The sequence below is a fragment of the Clostridium lundense DSM 17049 genome (genome assembly GCF_000619945.1).
Taxonomy (GTDB): domain Bacteria; phylum Bacillota; class Clostridia; order Clostridiales; family Clostridiaceae; genus Clostridium_AO; species Clostridium_AO lundense.
The window spans coordinates 417,473-430,364 of the sequence record NZ_JHVC01000002.1; the positions used below are offsets into that span (position 1 = coordinate 417,473).

The 12,892-nt window shown below is 29.8% G+C and carries 12 protein-coding genes; 10 read left to right on the top strand and 2 right to left on the bottom strand.

Translation table 11 applies throughout. The features are described from left to right. Position 1: 1 nt before the first annotated feature. The 3 genes from T514_RS0105730 (at position 2) to T514_RS0105740 (ending at position 5,074) form a co-directional block, all read left to right on the top strand. Positions 2–2,083 (top strand): leucine-rich repeat domain-containing protein, encoded by a 2,082-nt coding sequence (locus T514_RS0105730; protein ID WP_027623911.1) that lies wholly within the window; start codon positions 2–4, stop codon positions 2,081–2,083. Positions 2,084–2,394: 311 nt separating this feature from the next. Then, a complete protein-coding gene (locus tag T514_RS0105735; RefSeq protein ID WP_027623912.1) occupies positions 2,395–4,380 on the top strand; it encodes a C69 family dipeptidase in 1,986 nt (661 codons plus the stop codon). A gap of 148 nt (positions 4,381–4,528) precedes the next feature. Next, the gene (locus T514_RS0105740) at positions 4,529–5,074 is read left to right on the top strand and encodes a transposase (RefSeq protein WP_027623913.1); all 546 of its coding nucleotides are present in this window, start codon (positions 4,529–4,531) and stop codon (positions 5,072–5,074) included. Positions 5,075–5,135: 61 nt separating this feature from the next. Here T514_RS0105740 and T514_RS0105745 read toward each other — a convergent pair whose 3' ends face one another. Continuing rightward, a complete protein-coding gene (locus tag T514_RS0105745) occupies positions 5,136–6,008 on the bottom strand; it encodes a pyridoxamine kinase (RefSeq protein ID WP_027623914.1) in 873 nt (290 codons plus the stop codon). Next, on the bottom strand, positions 6,009–6,524 hold the full coding sequence (locus tag T514_RS0105750; protein WP_027623915.1) for a nucleoside-triphosphatase: 516 nt from the start codon (positions 6,522–6,524) through the stop codon (positions 6,009–6,011). It lies immediately after the preceding gene. A gap of 236 nt (positions 6,525–6,760) precedes the next feature. Between T514_RS0105750 and T514_RS0105755 the strand changes: the two genes are divergently transcribed. From T514_RS0105755 to T514_RS23905, 7 genes are all read left to right on the top strand, one after another. Then, positions 6,761–7,342, top strand: a complete 582-nt coding sequence (locus tag T514_RS0105755; RefSeq protein WP_156939803.1) for a nucleotidyltransferase family protein — start codon at positions 6,761–6,763, stop codon at positions 7,340–7,342. A 64-nt stretch (positions 7,343–7,406) separates the two neighbouring features. Continuing rightward, complete coding sequence (yqeB, locus tag T514_RS0105760) at positions 7,407–8,249, top strand: selenium-dependent molybdenum cofactor biosynthesis protein YqeB (RefSeq protein WP_242850557.1); 843 nt, start codon at positions 7,407–7,409, stop codon at positions 8,247–8,249. Further along, on the top strand, positions 8,240–9,043 hold the full coding sequence (locus T514_RS0105765; protein WP_027623918.1) for an XdhC family protein: 804 nt from the start codon (positions 8,240–8,242) through the stop codon (positions 9,041–9,043). The genes yqeB and T514_RS0105765 overlap by 10 nt, the downstream gene beginning before the upstream one ends. Before the next feature lie 52 nt (positions 9,044–9,095). Further along, a complete protein-coding gene (locus T514_RS0105770) occupies positions 9,096–10,169 on the top strand; it encodes a FecCD family ABC transporter permease (protein ID WP_156939804.1) in 1,074 nt (357 codons plus the stop codon). Further along, entirely contained in the window at positions 10,166–10,933 is a 768-nt protein-coding gene (locus T514_RS0105775; RefSeq protein ID WP_027623920.1) for an ABC transporter ATP-binding protein, read from the top strand. Before T514_RS0105770 ends, T514_RS0105775 begins: the two co-directional genes overlap by 4 nt. Positions 10,934–10,948: 15 nt before the next feature. Next, the gene (locus T514_RS0105780; RefSeq protein WP_027623921.1) at positions 10,949–12,061 is read left to right on the top strand and encodes an ABC transporter substrate-binding protein; all 1,113 of its coding nucleotides are present in this window, start codon (positions 10,949–10,951) and stop codon (positions 12,059–12,061) included. 305 nt (positions 12,062–12,366) lie between these two features. Beyond that, entirely contained in the window at positions 12,367–12,807 is a 441-nt protein-coding gene (locus T514_RS23905) for a hypothetical protein (RefSeq protein ID WP_156939805.1), read from the top strand. The last annotated feature ends 85 nt before the right edge of the window (positions 12,808–12,892 follow it).

Sequence of the window (12,892 nt, forward strand, 5' to 3'; positions counted from 1 at the left end):
TATGAATAAAAAGAAGATTTCTATAATCATTGCAGCCACATTAACGTGTGTAATTAGTTTTTCAGCTATGGCTTATTCTAAGGATGGAAGCTTGAGCATAAAAAATAAAGTTGACAAAGTATTTGCAGCAGGAAATATAGATTCAAATAATATAAAATTCCCTGATAAAAATTTAGATAATGCTGTAAGGGAAGCAATAAATAAGACTGAGAACCAAACCCTTACTAAAAATGATTTGAAAAATGTTACAAAGTTAAATTTGAAAAGTAAAAATATAAAGGATATATCAGGATTAGAATTCTTTGAAAGTCTTCAATACCTAGATTTAAGTAATAATGAAATACTAAATATAAGTTCTTTAGGAGAATTAACTTATTTAAAAGACTTAAATCTTTATAAAAATAAAATAACAGATGTAAAACCTTTAGGAAAACTTAAAAATTTAGAAAAACTTAATTTAAGAGACAATAAAGTTAAAAATATTGAGGGATTAAAAGGTCTTGATAAATTAAAAGATTTAGATTTAGGAATAAATGGTGTATTTCAACCTCAAACATTAAAAGAATTAAAAAGTCTTAAAACCCTTAATTTAGAATGTAATGGTATAGGGGACGCGGAAGATCTAGAAGAATTAAATCAGGTGGAAAACTTAATATTAACTGATAATTCAATAGAAGATGAAGAACCTTTAGCAGTTCTAACTAACTTAAAGAAGCTTTATTTAGATGATAATCCTTTACATCAAATAGGTAAACTTAAGAACTTACCAAATTTAAGAAGGTTAAATATAAATAATAATGATATAGAAGATTTAGGGGAATTAAAAAGCTTTAAGAGCCTTCAGTGGGTAAAATACAGAAATAAAGAAACTGTGGATATGGCAAAGTTAAATGATCTAATCTCCGAGCCAAATAAGGAAGTAAAATTCGCCGACAAAAATCTTGAGATGGCAGTAAGAGATAAAATAGAAAAGCCTACAGGAGCTATAAAAAAGGCTGAACTTCAAAGAATTACTCAACTTAATTTATGGGAGAAAAATGTTACAAATCTTTCAGGTATAGAAAACTTAATAGATTTAAGAGTTTTAAACCTAGGAAAAAATGATATAGTAGATTTAAATCCACTAAAGACATTAAGCAATCTTGAGAATCTTTATTTAACTAAAACTAGTGTAAATAATCTTGCAGCATTAAGCAGTTTAACTAATTTAAAAGCTTTAGTAATAAATGAAACTGATGTATCAGACTTAAAGCCTCTTAAAAATTTAGTTAACTTGGAAAGATTGACTGTAGGGGATAGCAATTTGACATCATTAGCGGGGCTTGAAAATTTAGTTAATCTAGAATCATTAGATGTAAGTAAAAACAATATAGCAGGATTAAATGAAATAAAGGGACTAACTAATCTAACTTCTTTAGGTATAAATGAAAACAATGTGGCAGATTTAAGTCCGTTATCTAACTTGAAAAAGTTAGAGAGAGTATCTTGTAACAAAAATGGGGTAGCAAGTTTAGCCCCTCTTGCAGGACTTCCAGAACTTGAATGGGTAACAGCTAAAGAGAATAATTTAGCTAATGTAGCGGGACTTCAAAATGCATTAAAATTAAAAGAGTTGTTCTTAGATAATAATCATATTTCAGATATATCAGCTTTGGCAAACTTAAAGTCACTAGAAACACTTAGCTTGAGAACAAATAATGTAAGTAATATAAATCCTTTAAGTAATTTAACAAATATGAAGAGTTTATATCTATATAAGAATAATATAAGTTCTCTTGCGCCACTTGGAAACTTAAAAAATCTAGGTACACTTTATGCAGATAAGAATAATATATCTGATATAAGTGCAGTAGCTAATATGAAGAATCTTGAAGTTTTATCTGTAGGAGAAAATACTATTTCAAGTATAGCACCGGTTTCAGGACTACCAAGACTTAAAACATTAGATGTTAGCAGTAATTTAGTTACTGATATAAGCCCAGCTATGGGATTGCCTAAATTAGAAGACTTAGTTATAGTTAGTAATAGAGTTCCAGAGGGACAAATTAATGCAATGCCACCAACTGTAACTGTAACTAAATAGGAACTATATTAAATAGTTTAGATATGTCTGTTAAAAACAATAGTCAACAGAATAGCAGAGGAAAAAATCCTTTGCTATTCTGTTTTTATATTCTATTATTTATAAATTACCATTTAGCAGAGGGAAAAAGTATTAACTACTTTCTACGCTTTATTATATATATAAAATATAACTTACTTTTAAAATAGAAAAGTTTTAAAACATATATGAATTTTCAGAAAATAATGGTATAATTTAACCTATAAAGGATATTTGTTACATAAATTAACATAATATTCTTGAAAACGTTATCTATTAAAGGGGGAAGGACTATGTCATATTTTATTAAAAGGAGTGCCCAAAAGTTACACTTACCTAAAATTTTTAATGGGATATTTTTTACTTTAGTTTTAGTTTTCTCATTTACTTCATTTGTTTTTGCTAAAGAATCAGACAGCTATAATCAAGGTGTGAATTTCGGTAAGGAGTATAAAACTCAAATATTGCAGAATTTAAAAGATATGAAAGAAAAATCTAAACAAAATAATGTTAATTACTCTGACTTGAAAAATAAAGTAGTCCAAACAGAAAATATTTATAAAGAACTTTTGCCCCAAAAATTACAGTGGATAAAAGGTATTTCAGATAGTACTGGTATTTCATATGATGATTTATTAATATTCAATACATTTGATAAAAATTTAGTGGGGTTCGAGGGAGAATGTACAACATTTTTAGCTCATGGAAAAGCACTAAAAGATGGACAAGGTACCATGGTAATGAAAAATCGTGATGTTGGAGCAACTTCACTTTGCGAAGTAGCAATTGAAGAAGGGGCTTCACATGCGAATGATGCTATATATGAAGCAGCTTATATAGATATTCCTCAAGCTAATAAAACTTATAAATTTATAGGTAGTCGTACAGCAGGTCGTTGGGGATATGCTATGGGAATAAATGAGCATCAGGTTATAGTTTCAGATAATGATGCTCCATCAAGAGATACTTTGGCATTTAAATCAGGTTTACATGATAATGATGTTATAAGATTAATACTTGAAAGAGCTAAAACTGCTAAGGAAGGTGTTGAAATAGCAGCTAAACTTTCAGAGAAATACGGAATCGCATGGGGTGGCATAATGTTTGAAATAGGTGACCAAAATGAATTATGGGTTGTAGAAGTTACTGGTCACAGATGGGCAGCAAAGAAATATGACAACACAGTTTCTGCAAGATCAAATCAGTATCAAATTGAAGATGACTATGATTTATGTTCATCTGATTTAGTAAGTTTTGCTGTTAAGCAAGGTTGGGTAAAAGAAGGAACTAAAAAATTAAATTTTAAAAAGACTTATGGTAGTGATATACTTTATCCTGAAGATAATGATTTATCTAAACGTAGAGCAGCTGAAAAAATGTATACTACAGAACAACGTTATCAAAGGGCTTTATCAATAATGAAGAATAACTTTGGTAAAATTACTTTAGATACAATGATGACAGGCTCTCGTGATCACTATGACACATATACTTTACCAAGTGGAAAAGTTGTAGAAACTAATCAAATTCCTTTCTATAGCATGGATGATCCAAAATACGCAGATTGGACAAATAATGAGTTTGTTATAAATACACCAAAAGAAGATAAAGTTTCTGTAAATTTATATATACGCGGATTATGCAGTCATGATTTAGGATGGGGACGTACTATGTCATCAGCAGTTTTGTATTCTAGACCAAATGTACCTAATGAGTTGGGATTAATGCTTCACAGTTTTGCTCCTCCATGTAATTCAGCTTATGTTCCTTTCTATGTTGGTGCAGATAAGGTTCATCCTGATTTCGAAGGACCTGAAGCTGCTGCGTTATTCCAGCAGATAGATACAAGAACATTTGGGTTCTATAAAGTTTATCATGATGCTATAAGAGCTAGATTTGCTCCTTATGAAAAAGATACTTTAGACAAATTACCTGAAATTGAAAAACAATATATTCAATTGAAAAGCAAGGATTCAAAGAAAGCCATAGAATTATTAAATAATTTCTCAATGAATAAATGTAGTACAGCTATAGATTTAGCTAAAGAAGTGCAAAAAGATATTACGAGATTAGCTGTAGAAAAGAATTCTTGGGCTCCAAGAAAAAACGTACAGGTTTTTGTTAATGGAAAAGAAGTTAATTTACCAAATAAAAACTTATTATTAGATCAAAAGTCTCCTTCATTTGTTCAAACAAAGTTTATATTTGAATCAATGGGATATAAATTTGATGTAAAGACTGAATCAAACGGACAAACTATTATAAACATAGTAAAATAGGGGACAGACCCCTGGATAAAAATGTAAAAAGGACAGCTCTTATAGCTGTTCTTTTTTATTGCTTACATAGGAATATGGCAATTGTTTAAAATTTTAATAAATGTATAGAATTAAAAATAAATGAATTAAAAATAAAGGATGATGATAAATGCCTAGAAAAAAGCATCAGTGGTATACAGGAGCTATATTACATGTTATTGCAAGAGGAAATCGCAGAAATGATATATTTAAAGAGCTTACAGATTATAAGCTGTATCTAAGTTATTTAAAAGAAGCTATGGAGTATTATAAAAATAAATATTACATTATTGCATATGTTTTGATGACTAATCATGTACATATCTTGATTGAAACAACTGATAAGGATGTATCTGACTTTGTAAAGAGGGTGCATAGCAGATATGCGTCAAATTTTAATGAAAAATATAATTATGTAGGACACTTGTTTCAAGGAAGATATAGAGGAGAATTAATACAGGATCATAGCTATATGTTGGAAGTTAGTAGATATATTCATTTAAATCCAGTAAGGGCTAATATGGTCAGAAGGCCAGAAGAATACAAATGGAGTAGTTATAATATGTACATAGGAGAAAAAAGAGAAAATATTATATCTTCGGATAGGGTTTTTTCATATTTTCAACAAGATAATAAAAGAGAGCTGTATAAAAGATTTGTGGAAAGTGCTATGTGAATATTTTATTTGGAGGGGGGTCAGACCCCTGGGATATAATCCCAAGGGTCTGACCCCAATATTAAAGTAGCTCATAACTACTAACTATTACAGGTAACTTTAAAGTATCAAGAACTTTTTCTAAAAGAACACCTTCTCTATTAGGATATTTAAAACCATAACTAGCTTTTATACAAGCTGTTATAAATTGAACACTTCTATCTAAGGCAATGGGCAAGCTATCTCCACTAAGTAGGCTACCAACTAAAACACTAGTAAAAGCATCTCCGGTACCAGGATAAAAAGTAGGAATATACTTGCAACTTACCTTCCAAAATATATTATCTTCTTTGCTATATGCTATGACATTAGTAGTTTTATCTCCTCTAATATCAGGAACGCTGGTTATTATTACAGTGTCCGGTCCCATTTCTGAAAGTCTTATCATCCATTCTTTAATTTTAGCTTCACTAATATTTGTATTACATTCTTCTCCTAAAAGATAGGCAGCTTCAGTGAAATTAGGAGTTATTATATTTGCTTTAGCAACAAGTTTTCTCATGTTTTCCACCATTTCAACTGTCATAGTTGTATAAAGCTCACCATTATCAGCCATAACAGGATCAACCACTACTAGACAGCCATTATGACCAAATAAATCTATAAATTTTGAAACAATATTAATTTGTTTAACAGAGCCTAAAAAACCACTGTATATGCAATCAAAATCAATTTTTAGATTATGCCAATGTTCTATATATGCTTCCATAGAATCTGTAAGATCAACAAAGCTATAGCCTTCAAAATCTCCAGTATGGGTAGATAATATAGCAGTAGGAACAGGACAAACCTGTATACCCATAGTAGAAAGTATTGGTATTATAGCAGTTAAGGAAGACCTTCCAAATCCAGATAAATCATGAATAGCAGCTACTCTTTTTACAGGTCGTATCATTTATATCATCCCTTCATTTAAAACAGTTAAAATTAACGACAAAGTTTCATCTCTATTTTTTTCATCAACCCTAAACAAAATTACATCATCTCTTGAACGAATACTATTTATAAAGTCTCCATTGAATTCCTTTAATACTCCAAGAACTAATTTATTTGAATTTAAAGCGTTTATTATGGCGTTTTTAAAATTATTGCAATTGGATTCAATGAACCCTATTTCATCTAAAACAATTATATCATTTGTTTTAATGCAATTATTTATTAATTCAGCTCCAAAGTTATTTAATGAATCCTCATAAATATTTATAATTTTTCTTTTTGTGATATCTCCTGTAGCCATTAAAGCTTTTTTAGTATGATCTTTAATTGAAGTAATATAAAAATCCTTTAGAGTACCGTGAACTATAGACTTTACAGTATATCCATCTACATCACAATTAAGATGGTCTAGTATTTTATATATAATTGTAGTTTTTCCTATGCCTTTTTCACCAGTTAAAAAAATATTATGCAAAGTTTCATCACCCAAGGATATTATATCAAATTATTTACAAAAAATTTAGAAATATTATTTCATATATAATAAAATGGTTAAAACTAATTGGAATTATATGAAATTACTCATCATAATGATAAAGGTTATAGTGGTGGAAGATATACTATAGGTTTTAGTGGCAATATGGATTTATGTAGTTTATTTGTATATAATTAAAAATGTAGAAGGTTGAAAAGTGAATTAAAATATTGGAAGTGATTATTTTGATTTCAGCTATAGTAATGGCATCAGGTTTTGGAAGAAGAATGAAAGCAGAAAAGCTAACAATGATTGTGCAAAACATTCCTATGGTGGAAAGGGTAGTAAAAGAAGCAGAAGGTTCAAAAGTGGAAGAAGTTATTTTAGTATATAGAAGTTATGATGTAAAGTCTATATTTAATAGATATGATATAAAAACTGTTTATAATAGTAAAGCTCATTTAGGTCAAAGTGAATCTATAAAGTTAGGAATAAAAAACTCTAATGATAATACAGAAGGGTATATGTTTTTTGTAGGGGATCAGCCTTATTTAAGCAGGGAAACTATAAATTTATTGATAGATGAATTTAATAAAGATAAATGTTGTATTGTAATGCCAATCTATGGAGGACATAAAGGAAATCCTGTTATATTCCCAGTTAAATTTAAAAAAGAACTATTAATGCTTCAAGGAGATATAGGTGGAAGGGATATAATAAAGAATAATATCCACAATGTAAAATTTATAACAATAGAAGATGCAAAACAGGGAAGAGATATTGATAATATGAAAAGCTATCTAGAGCTAGAGAGGTAATTTAAAATTAAGAATGGAAAATTTAATAATTAGGAATTAGAAAGTTACAAGTTATACGTTATATGTGAGAGATAAGGAAGATGGTAAAATGTTTGAAGATTTAGTGGTAGTAAGAAGCGGAGGAGATTTAGGTACAGCTATAGCACATAAGTTGTTTAACAGTGGATTTAAAGTAGCTATAACAGAAATAGAAAAACCTTTAGTAGTAAGAAGAACTGTATCCTTTGCCCAGGCAATATTTCAAGGATCTATTACAGTAGAAAACATTAAAGGACTAAAAGTTTCGAATTATAAGGATATAGAAAATACATTAAAAGAAGGGTGCATACCTGTAATAATAGATCCTTATTTAAATATACTTAAGGAATGTAATATAGATATTTTAATTGATGCTACTTTAAGAAAGAAAAATGTGGATATGAATGTTAATATGGCTCCATTTACCATTGGTGTAGGACCAGGATTTTATGCTTCAAAGGATGTACATATAGTTATAGAAACAAAAAGAGGACATAATCTTGGAAGAATAATATATGAAGGCGAAGCTGAAAAAAATACTGGAATTCCGGGAGCAATTATGTCATATACTATTGAAAGAGTACTTAGGTCACCTGCATTTGGAATAGTAAAAAGTAAACTAAATATAGGGGACTATGTTAAAAAAGGTGATGTAATAGGAAGCGTAGCAGGGATTGATTTTAAGGCTGAAATAGATGGTGTACTGAGGGGACTTATAATGAATGGAGTTTATGTCCAAAAAGGATTAAAGATTGGAGACATAGACCCTAGAGAAAATAGAGAATATTGTTACAGTATATCTGATAAAGGAAGGGCCATTGCTGGAGGTGTTTTAGAAGCTATACTTTGGCGTAAGAGTTTTTTAAGGAGGAGTAATGTATGGAGCTAGATGTAATGGAAAGAGTTTTAAAAGAGATGCAAGAAAACAGAACAGTAGCTTTAGCGACAATAACAGAAGTAGAGGGAGCATCTCCAGGGAAAATAGGAACAATGATGGGTGTTTTTGAAAACGGACAAACTATAGGTACTGTAGGTGGAGGAAATCTAGAGTACGTAGTAATAAATGAAGCATTACAATGTATAAAAAATGCTGTAAGTAAAGAGTATGAATATAGACTTGAAAACGATGAAGGTTCACTACATATGGAATGTGGAGGCAAGGTAAAGGTATTTATTAAAACTTTTATGGCCTGTAATAAGCTTTTAATTGTTGGAGCAGGGCATGTTGGACAAAGTATTTATAAATTAGGAGAACTTTTAGATTTTCACATTACAGTTTTTGATGACAGAAAAGAATTTGCAAGCGAAGATAATTTTCCAAAGGCTAATGAAATAATAGTTGGGGATATAAAAGAAAGTCTTTTAAAATACCCAATAGATGATAATACATATATAATAATTGTAACAAGAGGTCATAATTTTGATGAAGAAGCTCTAGAAGCTATAATTCATTCTAAAGCAAAATACATAGGGATGATAGGAAGTAAAAATAAAGTTAAAACTATAATGAATAATTTGAAAAATAAGGGAATTGCCGAAGAGGTTTTAAATAGAGTATACGCACCTGTTGGAATAAAACTAGGTGGAGACACCCCTATAGAAGTAGCTTTTAGCATAATGAGTGAAATACTTTTAATTAAAAATGGTGGAAGACTTACACACATGAAACAAACTTTAGATTAGGCTAAAGGCTGATTAAGTCAACAATTATGAACTGAAAAGAGGTGAGATGCTTATGGAGAAGGATTTGCCATTGGAATCAGTGGTTAAAAAAGCTAGCAATAAAAGACGTGGAGTTTCTAAGGAAAGTAAAGTAAATATCATTTTATTTATTTTACTAGTGATATTAATATTTATATCTTTAATTATTGGAAAGTATTACATATCGCCCAAAGTAGTATTAAGTAGTATTGGAAGTAAAATAGTTGGTCAAAGGTTAAATGTTAGTGAGGAAATTTATACTGTTATATTTAATATAAGGTTTCCTAGAGTTTTAGGAGCACTTCTTATAGGAGCAGCCCTTTCTACAGCAGGAGCGGCATATCAAGGTATGTTTAAAAATCCTATGGTATCTCCAGATATTTTAGGAGCATCTTCGGGAGCAGCATTTGGAGCGGCACTTGGTATATTATGCTCATTTAGTATAATTGGAATCCAAATAGTATCTTTCCTATTTGGAATATTAGCAGTATCTGTAACTTGTTTCATAAGCAATAAAGTTAGTAAAAATGCTGATACAACCTTGGTACTTATTCTCTCTGGAATGCTTATATCTACTCTTTTTTCTGCTTTTGTATCTTTAATAAAATATGTGGCAGATCCATATAGCAAGCTTCCGGATATAACTTTTTGGCTTATGGGAAGCCTATCTTCAATAAATAATAAGGATATATACATTATAACTGTTCCAATAATTGTGGGAATAGGGGTAATAATGTTAGTAAGATGGAAGCTTAATATAATGGCTTTTGGAGAAGAAGAAGCTATGGCTATGGGAGTAGAAACTAAAAAATTAAGAGGAATTGTAGTAGCATCATCCACTCTTATAATAGCGTCTTCAGTATCTGTAGCAGGTCTTATAGGGTGGGTAGGACTTATCATACCTCATTTTTCAAGAATACTTGTAGGACCAAATTATAAATATCTTATTCCTACATCAATACTTACAGGAAGCAGTTTTCTTATCTTAGTGGATAATTTAGCAAGAAATTTAGCCTCAACAGAAATACCTATAGGAATACTTACATCTATAATAGGAGCACCATTTTTTCTATATTTAATGATGAATATAAAGAGAGGATGGGTATGATGCTTCAATTAAAAAATGTATGTAATGGATATAAAAATGAAAAAGTAGTAAAGAATATAAATTTAACTGTAAAGCAGGGAGAAGCGGTTTGTATTTTAGGACCAAATGGCGTAGGGAAAACTACTCTTTTTAAAACTATATTAGGATTTATAAAACCTAAAAGTGGAGAAATACTTTTAGAGGGAAAAAACATTTTCAGTATGGATAGAAGAGAGATAGCTAAAATTATAGGATATGTTCCACAGGGGCATATTCCACCATTTCCATACAGAGTGAAAGAAGTAGTGATTATGGGTAGATGCCCGTATATAGGAAGTTTTGGCTCTCCAAGTCTGGAGGATGAAAACTTTGTGGATAATCTTCTCAATAAGTTAAAGATATATGATTTAAGAGACAAATATTATACTGAAATAAGTGGAGGAGAAAGGCAGCTTGTTTTAATAGCTAGAGCTTTGGCTCAAGAACCTAAGTTGCTTATAATGGACGAGCCTACTTCAAACTTGGATTTTGGTAATCAGATAAGAGTATTAGAACATATAAGAAATCTTGTAACTTATTCAAATATAGGATTAGTTATGACAACCCATCATCCTAATCATGTATTTTTGTGTGGTACAGAGGTAGTTCTTATGAAGAATGGAGAAGTATTCAAAAGTGGAGATCCATTAAAAATTATGACAAAAGAAAATTTAAAAGAAATCTATGGTGTAAGTACATGTTTTATTGATGAAGAAAATATAAAGGCTTTTGTGCCTATAATATAAAGGAGGATTTTGTAGATGAAGAAAAAAATATTTTCATTTATTTTATCAATGGTATTTATAATTACTCTTTTTACAGGATGCGGTAGTAAACAGAGTGAAGTGGCTAGCAAAAATTCAAAAGGAGATAAAGTTCAATCAGCTGTTATAAAAGATATGGCAGGAAGAGAAGTAAAATTGCCAGAAAAGATTGAAAGAATATATGGTACTAATCCAGCTGGAACAACTATGATTTATACATTAGCGCCTGACAAATTAGTAGGATGGAATGTTAAGCTTACAGAAGAAGAAAAAAGCTACCTTCCTGAAAAATATAGAAATCTTCCTGAATTAGGAGGATGGTATGGAAAAAATACTACAGGAAATCCTGAAGTTATATTAAAAGCTAAACCTGATATTATAATTCATGTGGCATCAATTAATGATAAGGAAAAGTCAACAGCAGATAGAATACAAAAGCAGTTAAATATTCCTGTTGTAGTTGCAGATACAAGTTTATTAAATTCAGATAAAACTTATGAATTTTTGGGAAAAATATTTAAGGAAGAAGAAAAAGCTAAGAAGTTAGGAGATTATTGTAGAAAAACAATAGATGAAGTTAGAAATGAAGTAAGCAAAATACCTGAAGACAAAAGGATAAGAGTATACTATGCAGAAGGATTAAATGCTTTAGAAACAGAGCCAAAGGGTTCTGTAAGAAATGAAGTTTTAGAGATGGCTGGAGGAGAAAATGTAATAAAGTCAAGTTCAAACAAGAGCAGTTATGGACACACTAAAATATCATTAGAACAGCTTATAAAACTAAACCCACAGGTGATAATAACAAGAGCTACTATAGAAAATGGTAAGATTCAAAGTTCTTATGATAATATAGTGAAAAATAAAGATTGGCAGACTATAAGTGCAGTTAAAGATAAAAAGGTATATCAGATACCACAACTTCCTTATAACTGGTTTGATAGACCAACAACTATAAACAGAATAATAGGAATTAAGTGGATTAATGGACTTTTATATGGCGGAAACAATAAAGAGAACATAAAAAATGAAGCAAAAGAATTTTATAAAGAATTTTATCATTATGAACCTACAGATAAGCAGCTTCAAGAGATTTTATACAGAGCACAGTAGGTAGGAGGACAAAGTAAAGAGTATAGCGTTATAAATTTGTAAAGAATAAAGTGTTAAGTGTAAATTTACTATACAATAATAAAATAAGTTGTTTTTAACAGGTTTAAAATAGTTGAGGCCTTGCGTAATGCAAGGCTTTGTTTTTTAGGTGACAGTTGAGAATGACTTTTTCACTATCTGTACTCTGTAATCTGTGATTTGTACTCTGAGAAAATAGTGTTCCATTAATTAACTGTCAGTTTGGCAAAAAATATATGTTATAATTATTAAAAGGAAAGTTTAACGCAGCAAGGGAGGATAAATAAATGAAAGAGTCAAATAAAAAAGTAGTTATTGGAGTAGTAGCAGCAGTTGTTATAGTAGCAGGTGGAATGATATATTCACATAATAAGCCATCTAAAAGTATTAATGGAAATAATGTTGAAATTAATAATAATCAAGGAAATAAGCCAGCATCGGATTCTACAAGTGAAAATAGTAAGGAAGACCCAAAAAATAAGATTGTTAAGAATGATGATCTAACTAAAAAAATTACAAGTGAAAATATAGTTATAGATGGTCAGGTGTATGTACAAGGTGAATATGCAATGGGAACTATGATCATTAAGGATAATGTAAGTCAGGATAAAATAACAAAAGTTGCTCAAGAATATGCCAATAAGCTAAAGAGCCAGTATAAAGATAAAAAAGTAAATGTGCAAGCGGTTCAAAATGGAAAAAACGTAGCCAATATAACAGTTAAATAGTGAATAAAAACATTTATAAGGGATTTTTGTATATACAAAAATCCCTTATTTCTCTCATTTTCAATTCTTAATTTTTCTAGTGGTA